Origin of the sequence: Aureivirga marina (genome assembly GCF_015767265.1) — a bacterium.
Taxonomy (GTDB): domain Bacteria; phylum Bacteroidota; class Bacteroidia; order Flavobacteriales; family Flavobacteriaceae; genus Aureivirga; species Aureivirga marina.
Genome location: NZ_JADPIB010000009.1, coordinates 1 through 22,046, shown reverse-complemented (window position 1 = coordinate 22,046; position 22,046 = coordinate 1). Strand labels below are relative to the sequence as shown.

17 protein-coding genes are annotated in these 22,046 nt (G+C 28.8%); 3 read left to right on the top strand and 14 right to left on the bottom strand.

Features of this window, described 5'->3' with window-relative positions; all coding sequences use genetic code 11:
- Positions 1 to 190: 190 nt before the first annotated feature.
- From I1A51_RS15885 to I1A51_RS15840, 10 genes are all read right to left on the bottom strand, one after another.
- Positions 191 to 1,534 (bottom strand): lytic transglycosylase domain-containing protein, encoded by a 1,344-nt coding sequence (locus I1A51_RS15885; RefSeq protein WP_196895695.1) that lies wholly within the window; start codon positions 1,532 to 1,534, stop codon positions 191 to 193.
- 5 nt (positions 1,535 to 1,539) lie between these two features.
- Complete coding sequence (locus I1A51_RS15880; protein WP_196895693.1) at positions 1,540 to 2,493, bottom strand: OmpA family protein; 954 nt, start codon at positions 2,491 to 2,493, stop codon at positions 1,540 to 1,542.
- A 24-nt stretch (positions 2,494 to 2,517) separates the two neighbouring features.
- Positions 2,518 to 3,282 carry an exodeoxyribonuclease III gene (locus I1A51_RS15875; protein ID WP_196895692.1) on the bottom strand — a complete coding sequence of 255 codons (765 nt, stop codon included), beginning with the start codon at positions 3,280 to 3,282 and terminating at the stop codon, positions 2,518 to 2,520.
- Between the two features lie 12 nt (positions 3,283 to 3,294).
- Complete coding sequence (locus I1A51_RS15870; protein WP_196895690.1) at positions 3,295 to 3,954, bottom strand: CoA transferase subunit B; 660 nt, start codon at positions 3,952 to 3,954, stop codon at positions 3,295 to 3,297.
- Positions 3,955 to 3,959: 5 nt separating this feature from the next.
- On the bottom strand, positions 3,960 to 4,661 hold the full coding sequence (locus I1A51_RS15865) for a CoA transferase subunit A (RefSeq protein ID WP_196895688.1): 702 nt from the start codon (positions 4,659 to 4,661) through the stop codon (positions 3,960 to 3,962).
- A 14-nt stretch (positions 4,662 to 4,675) separates the two neighbouring features.
- Positions 4,676 to 6,988, bottom strand: a complete 2,313-nt coding sequence (locus I1A51_RS15860; RefSeq protein WP_196895686.1) for a transglycosylase domain-containing protein — start codon at positions 6,986 to 6,988, stop codon at positions 4,676 to 4,678.
- Positions 6,989 to 7,003: 15 nt separating this feature from the next.
- Positions 7,004 to 7,489: a gliding motility lipoprotein GldH gene (locus I1A51_RS15855; protein ID WP_231374058.1), complete on the bottom strand. Its 486-nt coding sequence runs from the start codon at positions 7,487 to 7,489 to the stop codon at positions 7,004 to 7,006.
- On the bottom strand, positions 7,482 to 9,221 hold the full coding sequence (locus tag I1A51_RS15850; RefSeq protein ID WP_196895677.1) for a PSP1 domain-containing protein: 1,740 nt from the start codon (positions 9,219 to 9,221) through the stop codon (positions 7,482 to 7,484). The genes I1A51_RS15855 and I1A51_RS15850 overlap by 8 nt, the downstream gene beginning before the upstream one ends.
- Before the next feature lie 285 nt (positions 9,222 to 9,506).
- Complete coding sequence (locus I1A51_RS15845) at positions 9,507 to 10,445, bottom strand: TolB-like translocation protein (protein ID WP_196895675.1); 939 nt, start codon at positions 10,443 to 10,445, stop codon at positions 9,507 to 9,509.
- A gap of 103 nt (positions 10,446 to 10,548) precedes the next feature.
- Positions 10,549 to 12,000 carry a nicotinate phosphoribosyltransferase gene (locus I1A51_RS15840; RefSeq protein ID WP_196895673.1) on the bottom strand — a complete coding sequence of 484 codons (1,452 nt, stop codon included), beginning with the start codon at positions 11,998 to 12,000 and terminating at the stop codon, positions 10,549 to 10,551.
- A 150-nt stretch (positions 12,001 to 12,150) separates the two neighbouring features.
- Between I1A51_RS15840 and I1A51_RS15835 the strand changes: the two genes are divergently transcribed.
- Both I1A51_RS15835 and I1A51_RS15830 read left to right on the top strand, forming a co-directional pair.
- Entirely contained in the window at positions 12,151 to 13,614 is a 1,464-nt protein-coding gene (locus I1A51_RS15835; protein ID WP_196895672.1) for a DUF5687 family protein, read from the top strand.
- A gap of 14 nt (positions 13,615 to 13,628) precedes the next feature.
- Positions 13,629 to 14,324, top strand: coding sequence for an ABC transporter ATP-binding protein (locus tag I1A51_RS15830; protein ID WP_196895671.1), 696 nt, complete (start codon positions 13,629 to 13,631; stop codon positions 14,322 to 14,324).
- A gap of 80 nt (positions 14,325 to 14,404) precedes the next feature.
- Here I1A51_RS15830 and I1A51_RS15825 read toward each other — a convergent pair whose 3' ends face one another.
- From I1A51_RS15825 to I1A51_RS15815, 3 genes are all read right to left on the bottom strand, one after another.
- Positions 14,405 to 16,771 (bottom strand): TonB-dependent receptor, encoded by a 2,367-nt coding sequence (locus I1A51_RS15825; protein WP_231374060.1) that lies wholly within the window; start codon positions 16,769 to 16,771, stop codon positions 14,405 to 14,407.
- 380 nt (positions 16,772 to 17,151) lie between these two features.
- Positions 17,152 to 18,138 (bottom strand): hypothetical protein, encoded by a 987-nt coding sequence (locus I1A51_RS15820; protein WP_196895669.1) that lies wholly within the window; start codon positions 18,136 to 18,138, stop codon positions 17,152 to 17,154.
- Between the two features lie 9 nt (positions 18,139 to 18,147).
- Positions 18,148 to 19,596 (bottom strand): MBOAT family O-acyltransferase, encoded by a 1,449-nt coding sequence (locus I1A51_RS15815; protein WP_196895668.1) that lies wholly within the window; start codon positions 19,594 to 19,596, stop codon positions 18,148 to 18,150.
- Between the two features lie 246 nt (positions 19,597 to 19,842).
- Here I1A51_RS15815 and I1A51_RS15810 point away from each other — a divergent pair, with 246 nt between their 5' ends.
- Positions 19,843 to 20,553, top strand: coding sequence for a DUF2490 domain-containing protein (locus I1A51_RS15810; protein WP_196895667.1), 711 nt, complete (start codon positions 19,843 to 19,845; stop codon positions 20,551 to 20,553).
- 37 nt (positions 20,554 to 20,590) lie between these two features.
- Here the strand turns inward: I1A51_RS15810 and I1A51_RS15805 are convergent, their stop codons facing one another.
- Positions 20,591 to 21,646 carry an ABC transporter substrate-binding protein gene (locus tag I1A51_RS15805; protein ID WP_196895665.1) on the bottom strand — a complete coding sequence of 352 codons (1,056 nt, stop codon included), beginning with the start codon at positions 21,644 to 21,646 and terminating at the stop codon, positions 20,591 to 20,593.
- Positions 21,647 to 22,046 lie beyond the last annotated feature (400 nt).

Below are 22,046 nucleotides of genomic sequence, written 5' to 3'. Positions count from 1 at the left end.
TATGTAATAACTTCTTTTCAAAATAATTGTATTTACCTAAATTCTTAACTTCATTCTTGTTAGAATATTGTTAAAGGATGGTAAAAATACAAATTTATTCAGAACAGTTTGTTTCTAGTCAATTTTTTATGAATAAAAAAGCCTGATTCTTTTAATAAAAATCAGACTTTTTGCATTTTATGGTATTTTATCAATAATTTCTCGGATAAATTGTCAATCGTTGTCCTACCCGAATATTATTAGATTTTAAATTATTCCATTGTTTTATTTTTCGAACAGAAACTCTAAATTTTTTCGCAATTCTACCTAAATAATCACCAGATTTTACTTTGTAACGAATTCGATTACTCATTTCCGTGTATTTTGGCAATGGTTTTTCTCGTTTTGCATCTTGTGCCTCTGCATATGCGTAAATATCTTTTTCGTTTTCTACAAACTTCGCAATTGCATCTTTAGGCAACGTCAATGCATATTTTCTATCCTTTACAAAAGGAATAATATCCAGTTTATATTGTGGATTTAAATAACGAATTAAATCCATATCTACATCTACTTTTTCTTGAATTTGCTTGAAAGTTAGTAACCTTTTTACTTGAATTGTGTCTGTTTCAAAAAAAGCTACTTTGTTTGATGAAGCAAATAAATCATGTTCATCTGCATATTCAAATAAATATAATGTCGCATAAAAAGCTGGAACATATCCTGCTGTTTCTCTTGGTAAATAATTACGTAAATTCCAGTAATTCTTACGTCCTCCAGAACGACGAATTGCTTTAGTCACATTTCCTGGACCAGAATTATAAGCTGCTAAAGCTAAATCCCAATCTCCGAAAATTTTATATAAATCTTCCAAATATTGACAAGCAGCTTCCGTTGCTTTTAAAGGATCCGAACGTTCATCTACATAAGAACTTACTTTTAAATTATATTGTTTTCCTGTTTGATACATAAATTGCCACAATCCTTTAGCTCCTGCCCAAGATTTAATTCTTGGTTGCAACGCAGATTCTACAATTGCAAGGTATTTTATCTCTAAAGGCAAATCATATTTATCTAAATGTTCTTCAAACATCGGAAAGTAATATTGTGCTCTTTCCATTACTTTAGATAATGATCTTTTTCTTGTTTTTAAATAGTTATTGATTAAGTTCTCTAAAATTGGATTGTATTCAATATTAAAAGGCGTTTTACTATTTAAATGTTCTAAACGTTTCTTTAATTCTTTTGTAGAAACCAATTTTGTTTCGAATTTCATCATTTGTGTATCCTTAATCAAAAAAGGAACGGTATCGTATAAAGATGATTTATACATCTCGACTAACCATAAACTATCTATTTCTCTAGCTGTTTGAAATCCTTCTTTTTTTAGAATAGATTTTTGAATAGAATCATTTTTAGCTAAGGTTAAACTATCTTTTTTAATAGTTTTTGATGAAATTACTTTTTCTGAACTCTTTTCTACTTTTGTAGAATCAATTTGTGCATAAGTTGAAATTGTACTTAAAAACAATAATGTGACAATTAGTCTTCTCATAAATCTTACTCATTAAGTAGTTTCGAAATCTCATCTAAATTAGGTTCCAAGATGATTTCGATTCTACGATTTTTTGCTTTACCTACTTTTGTTTTATTTGTTTCAATAGGTACATATTCACTTCTTCCTGCCGCAGAAATCTGCTTAGGACTCACTCCATTTCCTTGTAAAACACGAACGATGGCAGTTGCTCTTTTTGTTGATAAATCCCAGTTATCTAAAATAGCTCCACGTTTTGCAAAAGGTACATTATCTGTATGTCCTTCAATTAATACATTAATATCTGCATTTTCACTTAAAACACTTGCTAAAGTTTTTACTGCTTTTTTACCTTCAGTTCCAACAGCCCAACTTCCTGATCCAAATAGAAGCTTGTTTTCCATAGATACATAAACCTTACCATTTTTATGTTCTACAGTTAAACCTTTTCCTTCAAAAGCTTTTAATGCATTAGAAACCGCACTTTTAAGAGCTAACATTTTTTCATCATTAGCTTTCATTAGCTTTTCTAACTCATCAACTCTTGCAGATCTTTGTGCTAATTCTTCTTGTAATTTACTTAAACGAGAATTTTCTTCTTTAAGTGCTTTCTCTTTTGCTTCAAGTTGTGACAAAAGATCTTTATTTCTCGCTAAATTCTTCTTGATTGTTGAAGAACTTTTTGTTTCTAATAAATCGTAATCTTTTTGTAATTTTTCATACTGAGCTTTTAATGCATCATACTCACTTTGTAAGTTATCTTTAGCACTAGTTAAATCTCCATGTTTACCTTTTAAATCTTTTAGTTCTCCTTCTAATTTCGATTTTTCAGAAGCTAAATCTTTATTTTCTTTAGCCATTTTACGCTTAGAAGCAGCCAATCTGTTATACTTTCCTTCTAAATCAGAATAAACTTTTTTAGAAACACATGATGTAGTTAAACCGATTGCTAAAGTCCCGATTATTAGTTTTTTAATCATTGTTAATTATTAATTTTTGGTTAGTTACGATTTCATTTCAACCACAATTGGACAATGGTCTGAATGTTTAGCTTCTGGTAGAATATAAGCTCTCTGCATCTGATCTTTCAATGGTTCACTTACCATGTTATAATCAATTCTCCATCCTTTATTGTTCGCACGTGCATTTGCTCTATAACTCCACCAGCTGTAATTGTGAGGTTCTTTATTAAAATAGCGGAAACTATCTATAAAACCTTCATGAATAAATTCACCAATCCATTTTCTTTCTACAGGTAAAAATCCTGAGTTTTTTTCATTTTGTTTTGGATTATGAATGTCTATTGCCTCATGACAAATATTATAATCTCCACTAATGATTAAATTCGGAATATCTTTTTTCAATTCATTTACATAAATCTGAAAATCTGCCATGTATTTAAGCTTTAATTCAAGCCTATCTATATTTGTTCCAGAAGGTAAATACAAACTCATGATAGAATAATTTTCAAAATCAATTCGAAGATTTCTTCCTTCAAAATCCATGTATTCTATTCCAGTTCCATATTCTACATGTTTTGGCTCATGTTTGGATAAAATAGCAACACCACTATATCCTTTTTTTTGTGCCGAAAACCAATAATGGTATGGATATCCTGCTTCTTCAAATAGTTTTGTATCTAATTGTTCTTTTTGAGCTTTTGTTTCTTGAATACAAATAACATCAGGGTTTGCAGATTGTAACCAATCTATAAACCCTTTTTTTATTGCTGCTCTTATTCCGTTTACATTATAGGAAATAATCTTCATCAAATTCTTTGTTTAGTCTATCTTCATTTCTGGAATTTCTCCTTCAACGATTAATGTTCCTTCTGTAGCATTTTGGATTTCTTCAACAGAAACTCCAGGAGCTCTTTCAATTAATTTGAATCCTTCAGGAACTACTTCTAATACAGCTAAATTTGTAACAATTTTCTTTACACATCCAACACCTGTTAAAGGAAGAGAACATTTTTTCAAAATTTTAGACTCTCCTCTTTTGTTTGTATGCATCATTGCCACAATAATATTTTCTGCAGAAGCAACTAAATCCATTGCTCCTCCCATTCCTTTCACCATTTTTCCAGGAATTTTCCAGTTTGCAATATCTCCATTTTCTGCAACTTCCATTGCTCCAAGAACTGTTAATTGCACATGTTGTCCACGAATCATTGCAAAACTCATCGCTGAATCAAATAAAGAAGCTCCATCTAATAAAGTTACAGTTTGTTTTCCTGCATTAATTAAATCTGCATCTTCTTCTCCATCAAAAGGAAATGGTCCCATTCCTAAGATTCCATTTTCACTTTGAAATTCAACTTGCATTCCTTCTGGAACATAATTAGCAACTAATGTTGGAATTCCAATTCCTAAATTAACATACCAACCATCATGTAATTCTTGTGCAATTCTCTTTGCAATTCCTATTTTATCTAAAGCCATATTTCTTAGTTTTTTGGACGAACTGTACGTTGTTCGATACGTTTTTCATAATCTTTTCCTTCAAAAATTCTCTGTACAAAAATTCCTGGTACATGAATCTGGTTCGGATCTAATTCTCCTGCTGGAACTAATTCTTCCACCTCAGCAACAGTAATTTTTCCTGCCATTGCCATCATTGGATTAAAGTTTCTTGCTGTTCCTTTAAAAATTAAGTTTCCTGCCGTATCTCCTTTCCAAGCTTTTACAAATGCGAAATCTGGTTTAAAAGCTTTTTCTAAAACGTACATTTTTCCATCAAACTCTCTTGTTTCTTTTCCTTCAGCTACTTCAGTTCCGTAACCTGCTGGAGTAAAAAATGCTGGAATTCCAGCTCCTGCTGCTCTACATCTTTCTGCTAAAGTTCCTTGAGGAATTAATTCTACTTCTAATTCTCCTGAAAGCATTTGACGCTCGAATTCATCATTTTCTCCAACATAAGAAGAAATCATTTTTTTAATTTGACGTTGGTGTAATAATAATCCTAATCCAAAATCATCTACTCCTGCATTATTAGAAATACATGTCAAATTTTTTACTTTTCTGCGAACAAGCTCCGCAATACTATTTTCTGGTATACCGCACAATCCAAACCCTCCAAGCATGAAAGTCATTCCGTCTTCCACACCTTCAAGTGCTTCTTGTACATTGTTTATTACTTTATTAATCATTGTGGTATATTATTTTAAAAGCCGTCTTCTGGATCTATTTCTTCCTCTTCGATTAAACTAGTTTCATCAACTTTTTCTCCACCTATCTTCCCACAATCAATCTCAATCGATAAATTATCTGGTTTTTCGAAATCTTCTTTACTAATATTTAATTCTGGATCTGCATATAATCTCTTGTGATATAGTGCCCAAATTGGAAGAGCCATCGAAGCTCCTTGTCCTTTTGCTATTCCTCTAAAGTGAATTGAATATTCATCTCCTCCAACCCAAACTCCTGTCGTAAGATTTGGTACAACTCCCATAAACCAACCATCTGATTGATTCTGTGTTGTTCCTGTTTTTCCTGCAATTGGATTTTTAAATTGATAAGGGAACCCTGTTACAACATTATCTGGATATTTTCCATGTTTAATACGTAATCTAATTCCAGATCCTGACTGTGTAACACCTTTTAATAAATCTAAAACTACATATGCAGATTCTTCACTTAAAACTTCTTTTGTTTCAGGAATAAATTCTTCTAATACAGTTCCATTTTTATCTTCAATTCTTGTTACAATCATTTGCTCAATTCGTAATCCTTTATTTGCAAAAGTTGAATATGCTCCGACCATATCATACAAACTCAATTCTACTGCTCCTAAAGCAATAGATGGATTTGGTCTAATTTCTTTCTTTACACCTAAATCATTTGCCAAACGAACCACAGTTTCTGGTCCAACATAGTCAATTAATCTAGCTGTAATTGTATTTACAGATTTTCCTAATGCTTGTTTTAAAGTTAAAATATCTCCATATTTTCCATCTGAATTTTTTGGAGTCCAATCTTTATCTAAACCATATTTTTCTTTTGGAATTGTATATGGAACATTTGGAAATTCTTTACAAGGAGAATAATGCATTTGATTAATTGCAGAAGCATATACAAATGGTTTAAATGTAGATCCTACTTGTCTTTCTCCTTGTTTTACATGATCATATTTAAAATATTTATAATTAATTCCTCCAACCCAAGCTTTAATATGTCCTGTTTGTGGTTCTGTTGACATTACACCTGCATGTAAGAAATATTTATAATAACGCATAGAATCTAAAGGTGTCATTACAGTATCTTTCACACCATTCCAAGAAAAAACTTTCATCGGTCTTTTTGTATTAAAAGATTCCATGATTTCTTCTTTTGTTTTCCCTTGTTGTTTCATTCTCCAACCTCTATCTGTATAAGGAATTTTCTTTTCGAAGTACTTATCTATTTTTTTCTTTGACATTCCATAAAAAGGCGCATTACTATTTCTTTTTTGCTCATTAAAGAATACTCTTTGCAAATTTGCCATGTGTTCTTTCATCGCTTCTTCTGCATGCTCTTGCATTCTTGAATCAATAGTAACATAAATTTTTAAACCATCTTTATATAAATCATATGGAGTTCCGTCTTCTTTTGGATTATTTGCAATCCAATCTTTCATAAAAGAACGCAAATGTTCTCTAAAATATGTTGCATAACCATCACTATGATCTTCTTTATGAATATCTAAACCTAATGGAAGTTTTCGTAAAGAATCTTTTTCTTTTTCAGTGATATATTCAGCTCTAGCCATTTGTCCTAAAACAACATTTCTTCTATGTAGAACTGTATCAATTCTTTTTGCTCTCATTGGGTTAAATAAACTAGAGTTTTTCAACATCCCAACAAGCATTGCTGATTCTTCTATTTTTAAATCTTTTGGTTTTTTTCCAAAATAAATTCTTGATGCAGAACGAACTCCAACAGCCAAATTATAGAAATCATAATTATTCAAATACATTGTAATAATTTCATTCTTTGTATACTGTCTTTCTAAACGAACGGCAATAATCCACTCTTTTATTTTCTGACCAACTCTTTGAAAAATACTTCTAGATGGTCTTTTTGTAAATAATCCTTTGGCTAATTGCTGAGAAATTGTACTTGCTCCTCCATCTTGTCCTAGCTTTACAACTGCTCTTACAGTTCCATATGCATCAATTCCCGAATGTTCATAATATCTTTCATCTTCAGTCGCAACTAAAGCTTCAATAATATTTTCAGGTAATTCTTTGAAAGTAACAGGAGTTCTGTTTTCTTTAAAATATGTTCCTAGAATTTTTCCGTCTGAAGAAATAATTTCAGTAGCATAATTTCTTGAAGGATTTTCAATTTCTTCGAAAGTTGGTAACTCTCCAAAAACTCCCCAAGATGTTAATAAAAAGATTAAAACAATTGAAAAAATACCGCTGGAAATTAGAATCCAGAACCACATGATGTATTTCTTTAATTGATTTGGCGAACTTTTTACTTGTTCTGTCATTTTAATTATTTGTTATTAATTTTTAACTTTTTCTACTCTAATTCCTACGTCAGAAACACCTTCTAATGGGTCATTTCCTTCAACATCCGAGCTTTTTCTCATAGCTTGCTCCACAAGAATCTTGTAAGTTCCTTCCAAGTAAAACTTAACATTCTCTTTATAAAAAAGAACGTTTTCTTTTATATCCGAACTTCCTTTCCCTAACCAATGTCCATCTTTCGTAGTCATTTCGTATTCGAGCGTGTCTACAACATTCGTACCATTCGGAAACTCTATTTGCGTAATTAAGAATAAGTTATTGAATTCATAATCTTTGTTATTCCTCAAATTTATATAAATATTATTTCGAGAAATAGTATCCGTTATTGGAACTTCAAATTCAACAACATTTTCAGCATCCCAAGAACTATTCGGAATCGCTTTGTATTGATCATAAACTCTATTTGAATCACAAGCAATCAAAAATAAACTTGCAATGAAAATCATCATTAATTTACGCATCTCTATTGGTATCTTTTGGAGTATTCGGTTTTCTTTTCTTATTATTATTTCTATTTGGTCTTTTCTTCGCTGCCGAATTTCCTTTATGATTTCCATTTTCAACTTTTGAACTTGGATTCGGATTTGGCTTTTGCTTTGTATTTTTAGGAATTGGTTTTTTCTGATTTCTAGAATTTCCATTTCCTTGTTGATTTCTCGACTTTTGCTGCTTATTATTTGGTTTCTGTTTCTCTGTATTTTTCTCCTGATTTGCAGCTTTTTTAGGTTGTTGTTTTCCTTGTTGCTGCTTTCCTTGCTGGTTTTGCTTTGGAGAATTATTTTTCTTTACAGGTTTATTATTATTCTCTGAACCATTTTTAGCTCGCTTATTCCCTTGTTGCTGTTTTCCTTGCTGATTTTGTTTTGGAGAATTATTTTTCTGATTTCTTCTATTTCCAGAACCATTTTGCTGTTTATTCGCTGGTTTATTACCATTTTCAGCTTTTACTTCTCCTTGTTTTTTCTGATTTCCGTTTCTTTTATTTCCTGAAACTTCTTTCTTTTTATTTGTTGAATCTGAAGTTCCATTTTGGTTCGAAGAATTTCCTGCTTTTTTCTTATTTCTAGTAGGACGTTTTCTTCTTCTCTTTTTTGGAGCATCAAATCTTGTCAAACTATCTTGTCCAACTACTTTTTCAAAGTCAACTTTCTCTAAATCTTCTCCTCCTTTTTCTTCATATTCGTCTAAAGCTAAACCTGGTTCTCCTTCTTCATTTAATTCAATGATTTCTTTCACCTGTTCTAACTCTAACTTATACCATTTTGAGCGATCTTCTTTATAAGTATACCAAAGTAATTTCTTAAAAATGTCCATTTTAATAAATACAGCTTCTCCTTTTTCTGTATTTAAAATAACATCTTGTTTTGGATATTCTTCTAGTGCATCTAAATAAGAATCTAACTCATAATTCAAACAACATTTTAACTTTCCACATTGTCCAGCTAATTTTTGTGGATTCAAAGAAAGTTGCTGATATCTTGCTGCCGCAGTATTTACCTTCCTAAAATCTGTTAACCAAGTCGAACAACAAAGTTCTCTTCCACAAGATCCGATTCCTCCTAAACGAGCTGCTTCCTGACGAAGACCAACTTGTTTCATTTCAATTCGAATACTAAATTCACTTGCAAAATCTCGAATTAACTGACGGAAATCTACACGATCATCCGCTGTATAATAAAAAGTAGCTTTATTTCCATCTCCTTGAAATTCCACATCAGAAAGTTTCATTTTCAACCCAAGTTTCCCAATGATTTCTCTTCCTTTTCTTTGTGTTTCAATCTCTCTACTTCTAGCATATTGCCAAGTATCAATATCTTTCTGAGATGCTCTTCTTATAATTGTCTTTACATCCTCGCTGTCCTGAGCAACATCTTTTTTACGCATTTGCACACGCACTAATTCACCTGTCAAAGAAATAGTTCCAACATCAAATCCTGGATTTCCTTCAACAACTAAAACATCTCCCATAGAAACAGGAGATTTCAATGTATTTTTATAAAAACCTTTTCTTCCGTTTTTAAATCTTATCTCTACAATATCAAAAGGCTTTTGTCCTGTTGGTAAAGTCATGTTTGACAACCAATCAAAAACTTGCAATTTCTCGCTACTACAGTTACCTGAAGCACAACTTCCATTGCTTTTACATCCTTTTGGCACTCCGCCCTTCTTGGTTGAGCAACTACTACAACCCATAGTTTAATATATATATTTAGACGTCATTCTTTTAATGACGATTGGATTCTTACTAATTTTTCCTTAATCAACTGGTAAAGATATAACATAATTTAAAAACACTAAAATTTAGATTTTTTTCAAACACAAAAGCTTTTGTGTTTTTTCTACATAAAATCAATGATTTAAAAATATATCTTTCAATTATTTCTAAATTTCGTTATTCTTTTTTAATCAAAAAAACACTTACAAATTTTAAATGTTATTTCCATCAAAATCGTAAAATAATTAAGAAATATTGTTCTTTTATTTATCAAATTCCTTTAAATCTATTTTTACTTTATAAATTCGACTTAAACCATTTTCATATTTCCCAACATTTTCTTGAAATTCTTCTACATTTTTTACTTTTTTAGAAACTACTTCATTTCGTTTACTTGTAAAATAAAGTGTCTGTGTTTCAAAATCATAAAAAGGACAATAATCCATTCTATCTGAATTTACTATAGACTTTAAATGAATTGGTTTTTGAAATTCTCCATTTTTCGATTTAAAACTTATAAACAAATCTCCACTTCCAATTCCTTCTGGAGCTTTATAAATTGTATACATCAAAAAAGATTCATCTGGAGCGATAAACGCATTAAATTCATAACCTTTTGTATTAATATTTTCACTGACAGAAACTGGATTTTCATAATTTTCACCATTCCATTTACTCAGAAATATTTCATCTTTTTTGGTTTTATTTAAAGAATCAGAAGTATAATATAGGTTATGATTTAAACTCACAGAAGGATAAAATTCATTGAATTTTGTATTAATTGGTTTTCCAATATTTTTTGGTTCTGACCATGCATCTTTTATCGATTTTCTTTCAACATACCAAATATCAAAATCTTTTGCTTTTGTTTCATTTTTTAAAATTGGTCTATCAGAAGCAAAATACAATCTTAAATTATCTGGCGATAAAAAAGGCTCAATATCTCTGAAATTTCCTGAAAAATCAACCATTTCCACTTTTTTCCATTTTCCATTTTTCTGAATTGCTTTTACAATAATTGCTTGCTTTTCATCCAAACTTTGTAAAGAAAAATAAGCTTCTTTCTGATTTTTGGAAACTGTAAAATCTCTTGCATTTAAATATTTTTGAAAAGAAATGTCTACAGGTTTTACTTTATTTTTTTGGGCAAAAATTGAAATAGTAATACAAATGAAAAATAAAAAGGAAGCAGTTTTTTTCATGGTTTTCGGTTTAGTTTCGTTAATTGTGCTCTAAAATAAACCTTTATTAAAAGAAAAAGCTCCTAATTTGAAATTAATTAAGAGCTTTTAAAATAATTAGACTTTAAATCAAAACAGTTTTTTCCAAAACATTGCATCGAATTTCATCCAAAGTCATTTCTTTGACTAAAACTCCATCTTTAAAAACTGTTTCTAGCAGACCTTCTTTTTCTTCTTCTTCAGTACATGCATCTTTGAAGCAAATTTTCCCATTTTCTTTATAAATTTTCAATAATCCTTTCGCTGATTTTTTAGTTCCATTGTCTGTGATTGGATCTTTAAAAATATTTCGTTTTTCGCCATTCACTTCTACATATGTTGTTTTCATTGCGAAACCAAAAGTATCTCTCGTATTATATTGATACGTAAATGAACCTATTCCAAGAACAATATTCGTAGAAGCAAATCCTTTTTCTTTTAATCTTTTACAAATTTCTTCCGCTCGATCTAATGTGATACTATCTCCGTAAATTGCTCCGATTTTCGGGTGTAAAACTTTATAACCTTTCTCATTAATTTCTCCACCAAAAATTTCCCAAAGCAATTCTATCACACCTTTTCTTTCCATTTCTTCTTCACTTTCCAGATTTCCACAAATAATTAAAACTGGATCTCCAGAATCTGGGCGAATAACAACTTTTCCGTCTCTTTCTAAAATCTCCTTTTTAAGTTTAGGCAAAAATTCAGAAATCACTTTCCATAAATCCCAAGTATCCGAAACTATTGAAAGAATTCCTTCAGGATAAATCTCCAATAAACGTTGAAAAGTTTCTAATTCATTTTCTTTATTTCCTGCACACATCACACTATGTTCTGTTGCATTTACACTTCCAATAGCATTTTCTTTTTGATAATATTTTTTTAAAGCATAAGAAACAGGCAATGTATCACTTCCAGAAAAATAAATCGAATGTGCCATTCCACTTAAAATAGAAGCATCTTTTCCTGCCATTCCTCGCATCGAAAAATCATGTCCTTGCCAAGTCACAAAATCAATTTCATTTGGATTTGTTTCTAAAGCATATTTATGTAAAATTTCATGATATTTTTTCGCAATAGTTGCAGAATTACATGGAAGCCAAATAGAATTTGAAATCAATGTTTCCAAATAATTCGTCAACCAATAAAACTCAGGAATTGTATTTTTCATCGTAAACATTGGCGTTCGAATAGGCACAGCAGTTCCTTCTTCCAATGCTTTAATTTCAATAGGTAAATAGCCTAAATCATATAATTTTTCGATATGTGAAATATCATAATCTTCATTCAAATAAGCATCTACATAATCTTTATATTCTTTCAAAACTTCTTCTCTATTTCTTTGGAAAAAATTTTGATTAAATTGATCGATTAAATACTCTTTGATAAAATATTGTAAACCAAAAAACACAACTTCTTCAATTCCCTTCATACGACTTTTTCTTGGTGTCCAATTTGAATAAACTAATGTAGTTTTCTCAGGATATTGTCTATGATGACCTAATTTATATCCGTCTGTAAGCAAAAGTGGATTCATCGTTGTTTTATTTTGCGTTAATATTACACAAATATAAAATCTATTTTTTAATAAACAAATTATTTTGCGTCTTTTTTACATTAATTAATTTTAAAATTGAATTGTAACATTTTTTTATCTTCCGTCACTTATAAAATAAAAAGTAAAAAAATGGTAATTAAATTTTTACAATTAGAGTTTAAGAAGTTTTTTAGATCTTCATATTGGCAAAAAAGTATTGCTTTAAATATTTTAATGTCTTTTGGAGCTCTTTATTTTCTTGGAGTATTTTTAGTTCTAGGAATTGCAGGATATATGGTTTTGGAAAAAACTTTTCCAAATCAAGAACCTTTTGACATTGTAAATTCATTTTTATGGTATGGAATTATTATGGATTTAAGTATGCGTTTTTTCTTACAAAAAATGCCGATGATGAATGTAAAGCCATTATTAGTTCTTCCGATTAAGAAATCTAAAATGATTCATTATTTAATTCGAAAAACCATTTTTTCCTTTTTTAATATTTATGCATTTGTCATTTTAATTCCATTCAGTATCTTTTTAATTTTAAAAGGAGATTTAAATGCATTACAAGTAGGAACTTGGTTTTTCAGCTTGATATTTTTAGTATTAACAAATAATTCGATTAATGTTTTAATAAATAAAAATGATAAATTTTTTATATCACTTCTTAGTGTTATTGTTGTTTTATTCGGATTACAATATTTTAAAATCTTTGACATCACGATTTATTCTGAAATGATTTTCTCATCATTTTATAAATATCCAATAACAGTTTTAATTCCTTTGGCTTTATTTATCACTTCTTATATTGTCGAATTTAAATACCTTAAAAATTTACTATACTTAGACAAATCACTTAAAAAAGTAACAAAAGATGTAGACGCAGCGAATCTTTCTTGGTTAGATAAATTAGGAGATGTAGCACCTTTTATTAAAAATGATATCAAACTTATTTGGAGAAATAAACGTCCAAGAAGTGTTTTATTCATTTCTGCTGTTTTACTTGGTTATGGTTTAATTTTCGTAGACAATCCAAAATATTCAGACATGACATTTTTTAATGTTGTAATTTATTTATTAATGACTGGAGCGTTCCTTTTAAATTTTGGACAATTTATTCCAGCTTGGGATGCGTCTTTCTACAAAATGTTGATGAGTCAAAATATCAAATATGAGCAATATTTAAATTCGAAAAGATATTTAATGATGATGGCAACAACTATTTTATTTCTTCTTGCCATTCCTTATGTATATTTTGGAATTGAAAATTTATACTATTTGATTGCTGCATATTTATACAATATTGGAGTAAATACTTTTGTTCTACTTTTTATTGGAGCATATAATAAAAAGAAAATCGAACTAGGAAAAGCTTCTGCATTTAATTATCAAGGAACAGGACTTGCACAATGGCTTACAGGAATTCCAACTTTTGGTTTACCAATTGCGATTGTTTCTATAGGAAGTCTTTTAGGACATCTTTATATTGGATTAGGAATTTTGGGAGTTTTAGGAATTGTTGGATTAATTTTCCAAAATTTCTGGATGAAAAAAATCGCAGAATTATACATTAAGAGAAAGTATATTACAATTCAAGCATTTTCAAACTAATAAAAAGAAAAAGAATGATACAGATTAATAATATTTCAAAAATTTACGGTCAAAATAAAGTTTTAAGCATTTCTAATTTACACATTCCTAAAGGAGAATGTTTTGGATTAGTAGGAAATAATGGAGCAGGAAAAACAACGCTTTTTAATTCTTTATTAGATTTAATTCAACCAACAACAGGAACAATTACAAATAAGAATATTGAAGTTCACAAAAGCGAAGATTGGAAACAATTTACAGGATCTTTTATCGATGAAACTTTCTTGATTGATTATTTAACACCAAATGAATATTTCGAATTTATCGCAGGAATTAGAAATGTTTCTCATGGAGATTTACAAAATTTATTAAATTCTTTTTCAGAGTTTTTTAATGATGAAATTCTTGGAGCAAAAAAATATTTAAGAGATTTATCAAAAGGAAATCAGAAAAAAGTTGGAATTGTTGCTTCTTTTATCGGAAATCCAGAAGTGATTATTTTAGATGAACCTTTCGCAAACTTAGATCCAACAACGCAAATTCGTTTGAAAAATATGTTATTAAAATTAGTAGAAGACAAAGATGTTACTTTGTTAATTTCTAGTCATGATTTAGGACATGTAACCGATGTTTGTAACAGAATTGTGGTGTTAGAAAAAGGAGAAGTTATCAAGGATATCCAAACTTCTGAATCTACTTTAAAAGAATTAGAAACAATTTTTGCTGTATAAAATTTAGATACCAAATAATTATAAAAAAAGAGGTTACTAGAAATAGTAACCTCTTTTGATTTCAAACAAATTATATTTATTTAAAAGCGCATCGTTACGCCAACTAAGAAATTTCTTGTTGCTTGTGGATAATATCCAGCTCCATAAACTGTTGTAACTTGATCAGGATTTGTCCAAGTATCATCAAAACTAAAGAAGTAACCATTAGAAACATATTCTTCATTAAATATGTTATTGATTAATCCTGTAAACGTAATACTTTTAAACAATTTCTTTGGTAAAATTGTGTATTGTACACTTAAATCATTTACAAAATAACTATCCAATTTTGAAGCTTCTAATTCTAAATTACTCATATATTGCTCACCAACATATTTTGTCAAGAATGAAAAGTTTAAATTTTTAATTGGAGTAAATGAAATAATATTTCCTGCAATTACATTTGGTGAAAATGATAAATCTGTATTTCCAAAATTCTTTTCTTGTCCATCTTGACTTGCTGTATAATCAATAATTTTATTCATACTAAGCGCAACATTTGGTTGGATTGCTAAAACATCTTTAAATAATTGAATTCTAGCATCAATCTCTATACCTGCTCTATAACTATCCTTAACATTTTCAGCAATAGGGCTTCCTACATCATTTTGTGCTCCAGTTAATACTAATTGATTATCATAAGACATATAATAGAAGTTTGTATTTAAAATAATATTTTCCTTATTTAAACGCCACCCTAACTCAAAATCATTAAGAGTTTCATGTTTTGGTTTATTATTATTTGGTCTTCCATAATCATTTTCGTAATCTGTTCTTTTAGGTTCTTTATTTGCTCTTGCATAAGAAAAATAAAGATTATTTGAATCATTTAAACGATATGTAATTCCAGCTTTTGGATTAAAAAAATTAAAAGTATCATCAACTAATTCAGGAGCAACTCCATTTGCTTTATAATTTACAGTTCTATATTGTAAATCTCCGAATAATTCTACTTTGTCAGAAACTCTAAATATTCCTTTTACATAAATATTCGCATCATTTTTATTTCCATAATCATTATAATATTCATGATCTGGTTCACTTGTACTAGCATATCTTGCCCAAATTACTCTTCCAAAATGCAATCCATTATATCTACTTAAAGCTCCACCAATCGTCACATCCATGCTTTCATTGTGAAAATCCAAAGAAAAAGTAGTTCCATAATAATGATTTTTTAACCATTTACGACGAACTAAATCTGTTGTTTCAATTGTTTCTCCTCCAATTGTAATTGGCTCTAAACCATAATCGGAAAAATCTTCATCTTCTTTATAATTCTCATAAAATCCTCTACCAAAAGTATAATGAAAAGCAACATTTCCTGTCCAATTTTCATTGAATTTATGGCTAATATGTAATTGAGCATGATCTTGCTTATAATTATCTACTTCATTTTCGTAATATCTTGTATTTCCAAACTCATCTGTATATTGTCCAGCAGGATTGAAAGTTCTATCTTTCTCTAAAGTCTCCTTATCAATTCCATTCCAAGCTTGATATGTAACTTCTCCTCCTCCAAAAAGTAAAGCTTTAATAAATGTATTTTCATCTTTATAAGAACCTGTCAAAAAATAAGATTTTAAATCTGATGAAGCTCTATCAATATATCCATCCGATTTAATCACAGATAATCTTCCTGAAAAATTAAAATGCTCATTGATTAATCCTGTTCCAAACTTAAAAGTATGTTTATGTGTATTAAAAGATCCAACCGAATTTGCAATTTCTCCATAAGCTTTCTCTGAATCTGCATCTGTTAATAAATTGATCGAAGCTCCAAAAGCTCCAGCTCCATTTGTCGATGTTCCAACTCCTCTTTGTAACTGAATACTTTGCGTAGAAGAAGCAAAATCTGGTAAATTTACCCAAAAAGTTCCTTGCGATTCTGAATCATTTAAAGCAATTCCATTTATTGTAACATTAACTCTTGTTGCATCACTTCCACGAACTCGAATTCCTGTGTATCCAACTCCAGCTCCAGCATCTGAAGTAGTAACTACAGCTGGTAAAAAATTCATTAAAACAGGAATATCTTGTGCTAAATTTCTTTCTTGAATTTCTTTTTTATTCAAATTTGAATGTGTCACAGGTGCAGTTTCTGAAACACGAACAGATTTTACTAAAACTTCTTCTAAAGCAACTTCATCTGATGTCATCATAAAAGTTAAAGATTCATTCGATTTAATATGAAGTTCTTCAACCAAAGTTTTATATCCGATGTAAGTGATTTGAATTTCATACGTTCCTTCTTCTAAAGAAAGTAAAAAATATCCATCTGAATCCGAAATAGTACGTTGATTTCCAATTGTAATATTTGCTCCTGAAAGTGGAGTTTGATTCAGATTTATTACTTGTCCTTTGAATTGGAATTTACTTTGTGCTTGTAAAGCCAAAATCGAAAACATAAAAAAAGTTACTAGAAACTTCACTTTTTTTAACGTAAATAAATAATTCATTAAATATATAAATGAATAAAAAGAGGTAATTATTCAACGATGTTTATGATTGTTGATAATTAATTTTCCCTTAGCAGCATTACCTGCTCAGGTTCATTGGGTATGATCTCAGCCGATGTTGGCACCCCTTTGTTGAGATGAAGCAAAGTTATAGCAAAAGAAAAATATGACAGTGTTAAAATTTAAATATTTATTAACACTTTTTTATCATTTAAAATAAAACAATAATTCTATGTAGTTTGTACATTTGAACCATCTATTATTTTATTGCTAATCTAAAAACCTAAAAATATGGTAGTTGTAGTATTATCTCTTATGGCTCTTTTTTCTTATTTGTTTGGATAATTTTCTTTATTAAATTCAATAGATAAATAATTCAATTCTTTATTTATAATTTTTGAGAATTTTTCTGCTCCTTTTAAATTTAAATGATCATCATTTTTAAAGTCTGTTACTTTGAAATTCGGATTTTGCTCAAAATCCATTACAACAATGGAAGGATATTTTTTTTCTAAATAAGAAACAAACTCAAGTCTTCGTTCATTTTTGTCTTTTAAATAACTTTTATAGTAACTTTTGAATACAGGTGGCATTAATATTATTGGCTGAATTTTTCTGTCTGAACACAATTTAATCATCTGTTCAAAAGATTTTTTATTCTTTTTATATGCATTTAAATCTTTATATCTATGCCTAGTTAAAATCATGCTATTTGTATCACTCATTATTTTAGCTTCATCATAATTATGATTTAAAAATATTTTATCCACTTCGTCATTCGTCATCTTTGTCAAATATCCATATTTATTCAAATCTACTTTTTCTTTATTTGGATTTAAATATCTTAAATAAAAAATAGGGTTAGATAGAAAAATAGAATAATCTTTAAAATTTACTTCTCTTTCAAATAAATTAATATCATAATATTTAAAATACAGGTTATTCTTAAAGTATTTTGCATCAAATTTATGTTCTAAATTATGATAAGATAATTCAAAAAACACATATTTTAAATTTGGTAATTTATCTATATAAGTTTCTAATAAGGCTTCATCAATTCGCAAAGTTTGTCCTCCCATTGCTAAATTAGCAACGTTTAAATCTGAGAATAATTCAGGATTTAAAGCGTCTTGGTTATGTGAACTTCCTAAAATCAAAACCTCAATATTATCCATATTTTGCTTAAAATATTTTGCCTTAATTTGAAATGTTGAAGGAAAATTAGATAATTCATTTTCAGCATAAAATAAAAACACTGAAAGTACAACGACAAGTGGGATAAAAAACGAAAAAATCCTTTTTAAAAAATACTTCATAGTCTTAAATTAAAATTGAAAATAAATGAAATCTTGTTCTGAACCACTAGACCATAAAATAGCGATAATTATTCCATAATAAGCAATTGTTCTAATTGGTCTTTTCCATTTTAAACCAATCTTTTCAATTGCATATTGATCTCCTCTTCCACTCCATTCCACTAGAATAAAAAAGATTAAAAATAAAATAGTATAAAATGCTCTTCGCTTATATTCAAATTCTGGCATTTGTAATAATGAACTTGAAAACATCTCTTGAATATAACTAAATGCATGTGTTAAATTTTCTGCTCTGAAAAAAATCCAAGCTAAAACAGCCAAACTAAAAGTAAAACTCATCATTATAAATTCTTTAAATGATGGAAGAACTTTTCCTTTTGCAACCACATCCATATTACTTCTATTTTTTTTCATTAATAAAAGGGGCAGAAAATAAAGTGCATTTAATAATCCCCAAATTATAAATGTCCAATTTGCTCCATGCCAAAATCCGCTAACTAAGAAGATGATAAATGTATTTCTAATTCGCATCCAATTTCCTCCTTTACTTCCACCCAAAGGAATGTATAGATAATCTCTAAACCATGTAGATAATGAAATGTGCCAACGACGCCAAAATTCTGCCATATCTCTTGAAAAGTATGGAAAATTAAAGTTTTGCATTAAATTAAATCCAAATAACCTTGAAGTTCCAATCGCAATGTCTGAATATCCAGAAAAATCTCCATAAATCTGAAATGTAAAAAATATCGCACCCAAAACTAAAGTACTTCCATTCATATCAGCAGAATTATTGAAAATCTGATTTGCAAATTCCGCACAACTATCAGCAATTACTACTTTTTTAAACAATCCCCACAATATCTGACGAAGTCCATCAATTGCTTTTTCTGAATTAAAAGTTCTTTTTTTATAAAATTGAGGAAGTAAATTTGTTGCTCTTTCAATTGGACCAGCAACTAATTGTGGGAAAAAACTCACAAAAGCCGCAAATGAAATAAAATCATTCGTTGGTTCTAATTTTTTCTTGTAAACATCAATTGTATAACTTAATGTTTGAAAAGTATAAAAACTAATTCCAACTGGTAAAACAATATCTAAAGATGAAACCCCTATTTCTTTTCCAAAAAATGAAAATGCGGAAGCAAAATTATCAATGAAAAAATTAAAATATTTGAAAAACCCTAAAAATCCCAAATTAATCAGAATACTAGTATAAAGTAAAATTTTACGTTTCGTTTGATTTTCTTCTGATTTTAATCTTAATCCAATTGTATAATCTATAATTGTACTAAAAATAATCAATGATAAAAATCTCCAATCCCACCAACCATAAAAAATATAACTAGCAATTAATATTAAGAAATTCTGATATTTCAAATTTTTATTAGTTACAAACCAATAGAGAATAAAAAATATTGGTAAAAAAATTGCAAAATCAATGGAATTAAATAACATGTTAATTTTTTATTTTAGGTAATTTTTCTCTTTTTAATTTAGAAAGACGAAGATATTAAAATTCATTGATATGATTATAAGCTTTTATTTTCTTAATTAATTTCAATAAAAGAGTAACTTAGCTTTTCATAGGTTTATTGTCTATATTGCAAAAGAATATATGTTAAGATTTTTCTTTCATTCTAAAAAATGGAACCTACAATCTTATAATTATAAATAAAGTGAAATTTCAAAATAAATACATTAATGACTAAAGGGAAAACGCTTATTTTATTATGTATCTTATGCTTTTCAAGTTTTATAGTAAAAGCACAAGAAAAAGAAAAACAATCAGAAGCCTGGTTTTTACTTCTAAATCATTACAAAATAAATGAAAAATGGAGTATCGGAAATGAAGTTCATTGGAGACAAACGAATTTTCTAAAAGATAAATCTCAACTTATTTTACGTCCATTCGTAAATTACAATATAAGTAAAAGCGTAATCGGAACAGTTGGATATAGTTATTTATTAAACTATTCTGATACAAATGAATTAACGGATGTTAATCAACCAGAACACAATGTTTGGGAACAAATTACACTTAAACATGGTGATGGAAAACTAAAATTTGCTCACAGATATCGTTTAGAACATCGATTTAGAGGTGTTTACAATGTAGAATTAACAGAAATTGAAGAATATAAATTTACAAATCGTGCTAGATATCGTTTAACTGTTAAACATCCAATTGGTCAAAAATATTTCGTGCAAGCTTTTAATGAACTTTGGTTTAATCTTGGAGAAAATTTTGACAACATTGACTTCGATAGAAATTGGCTTTATCTTGGTTTAGGTAGAAAAGTTTTTGAAAATGGAAATATTCAACTTGCATATGTTCATCAATATATCAAAAAGAATGCTGATTTATATTTCATCCGTCCAACTGTTCAAATGACAATTCAATACGATTTTTAAAATATTAAAAGTGGATATAATTTTCATATCCACTTTTTTAATTACAATTTCCAACCAAAGCAAATTCATTACTATAATATTGCTTCACTTCTTCTAAAGTGATTCCTTCCAATCCATTATCATTTGGTAAAAGTGGAATTTCCTTCAACCAACCTCCTTCAATAAAAGCGACTTTCTTTGGAATTGCAGGCTCATATATTTCTATTATTTTTTCTAACCCTTCTGGAAAAGTCAATTTTAAAACTGAATTTTGTAAAGCTTCTTTTGTTTTAAATTTATCTGTATGAATTAATTGTTGCGCTTTACAAATAGCTCTGGAAATTCGGACTAATGTATTTCGATTCGTTTCCACATACTCTGATTTTGCAACTAACATATGTATATTTCTATTTGACAAACCATTTAATTCAGCTCTTGATAAATTGATCAACATATAACCGTTTTGATTCATCATTGCTTTTTCTAAATAAGGAGTATGTGTAAATAGTCCATCTACCTCTCCACTTTCAAAAGCTTCATTTTGATCATGAACAATTACTTTTCTAATCAAATCATCTATTACCAAATCTTGAGATTCAAATAAATAATCTAATCTAGGAATTGGACCTTGTGCTAAACCTATATTTAAACCATTTAAACCTTCTAGTCTTTCTTTTAAAGATAAACTAGAGGTTAATCCTCTTTCTTCTGCAATTTCTTTCTTAATGATTAAATTAATCGGTTCATTCTCTAACAAATTCGCAAATGCCAAAATTGATACTTCTTTTGCTATAGATTGCCAAAACTGTGTTCTTGTTTGAATCGCTATTTCTGCCTCTCCATCTAAAAATGAATCATTTGGATTTTCTCCCCAAATAATCTCTAATCTAATTCCTTCTTCCTCAAAATAATTAGCTCCATCTGCAACCCAAAAATTCATCCATTGTAAATTATCATTAACATTAATTTGAATTTTTACAGTTTCTACCTCTATTTCCTCTGGAATTTTCACAAAATCATCATCAGAACTACAAGCTTGTAAAAACAAAAAAAGTACTGGAATCAAAAATCCTAAATCATAGAATTTTTCATGAAGTTTTAAATTTTTATACATAACTCATCCATTTAAAAATGTCTAGTTAGTATTATTTCAAAGTTACCACAATAAATCAAAAAGTTTTCTTTTTTATCTTTTCATTAACTTCTTAAAACTTCAAATATATTTTTTAAAATCTTTGGGCGTTTCCCTCCGTCACAACTTCGGGTCGGGCTTTCCGCTATATCTTTTACCGCAAATCTGCAAGCAGCAAAAGGATGCCGCTACAATCCCTAACGCAACCGTTTTTCAAACAAAAAACAAGAAAATAAAGAAAGACGAAGTAGCTGAGTGAAGTCGAAGCTAACATTTGTCAAAATCAAACACAATATTATCTAAGAAAATAAAAAACGGTGGCTGAGCGCAGCCGAAGCCAAAACATTTATTTGTAGTAAAAGATATTTTTCTATTCACAACT

What these genes read in the sequence shown, in the direction of transcription:
- I1A51_RS15825 (WP_231374060.1), bottom strand. Translation starts at nt 16,771, where the DNA reads ATGTTTTCGATTTTGGCTTTACAAGCACAAAGTAAATTCCAATTCAAA.
- I1A51_RS15845 (WP_196895675.1), bottom strand. Translation starts at nt 10,445, where the DNA reads ATGAAAAAAACTGCTTCCTTTTTATTTTTCATTTGTATTACTATTTCA.
- I1A51_RS15855 (WP_231374058.1), bottom strand. Translation starts at nt 7,489, where the DNA reads ATGCGTAAATTAATGATGATTTTCATTGCAAGTTTATTTTTGATTGCT.
- I1A51_RS15810 (WP_196895667.1), top strand. Translation starts at nt 19,843, where the DNA reads ATGACTAAAGGGAAAACGCTTATTTTATTATGTATCTTATGCTTTTCA.
- I1A51_RS15870 (WP_196895690.1), bottom strand. Translation starts at nt 3,954, where the DNA reads ATGGCTTTAGATAAAATAGGAATTGCAAAGAGAATTGCACAAGAATTA.
- I1A51_RS15860 (WP_196895686.1), bottom strand. Translation starts at nt 6,988, where the DNA reads ATGACAGAACAAGTAAAAAGTTCGCCAAATCAATTAAAGAAATACATC.
- I1A51_RS15820 (WP_196895669.1), bottom strand. Translation starts at nt 18,138, where the DNA reads ATGAAGTATTTTTTAAAAAGGATTTTTTCGTTTTTTATCCCACTTGTC.
- I1A51_RS15830 (WP_196895671.1), top strand. Translation starts at nt 13,629, where the DNA reads ATGATACAGATTAATAATATTTCAAAAATTTACGGTCAAAATAAAGTT.
- I1A51_RS15885 (WP_196895695.1), bottom strand. Translation starts at nt 1,534, where the DNA reads ATGAGAAGACTAATTGTCACATTATTGTTTTTAAGTACAATTTCAACT.
- I1A51_RS15805 (WP_196895665.1), bottom strand. Translation starts at nt 21,646, where the DNA reads ATGTATAAAAATTTAAAACTTCATGAAAAATTCTATGATTTAGGATTT.
- I1A51_RS15840 (WP_196895673.1), bottom strand. Translation starts at nt 12,000, where the DNA reads ATGAATCCACTTTTGCTTACAGACGGATATAAATTAGGTCATCATAGA.
- I1A51_RS15835 (WP_196895672.1), top strand. Translation starts at nt 12,151, where the DNA reads ATGGTAATTAAATTTTTACAATTAGAGTTTAAGAAGTTTTTTAGATCT.
- I1A51_RS15880 (WP_196895693.1), bottom strand. Translation starts at nt 2,493, where the DNA reads ATGATTAAAAAACTAATAATCGGGACTTTAGCAATCGGTTTAACTACA.
- I1A51_RS15875 (WP_196895692.1), bottom strand. Translation starts at nt 3,282, where the DNA reads ATGAAGATTATTTCCTATAATGTAAACGGAATAAGAGCAGCAATAAAA.
- I1A51_RS15850 (WP_196895677.1), bottom strand. Translation starts at nt 9,221, where the DNA reads ATGGGTTGTAGTAGTTGCTCAACCAAGAAGGGCGGAGTGCCAAAAGGA.
- I1A51_RS15865 (WP_196895688.1), bottom strand. Translation starts at nt 4,661, where the DNA reads ATGATTAATAAAGTAATAAACAATGTACAAGAAGCACTTGAAGGTGTG.
- I1A51_RS15815 (WP_196895668.1), bottom strand. Translation starts at nt 19,596, where the DNA reads ATGTTATTTAATTCCATTGATTTTGCAATTTTTTTACCAATATTTTTT.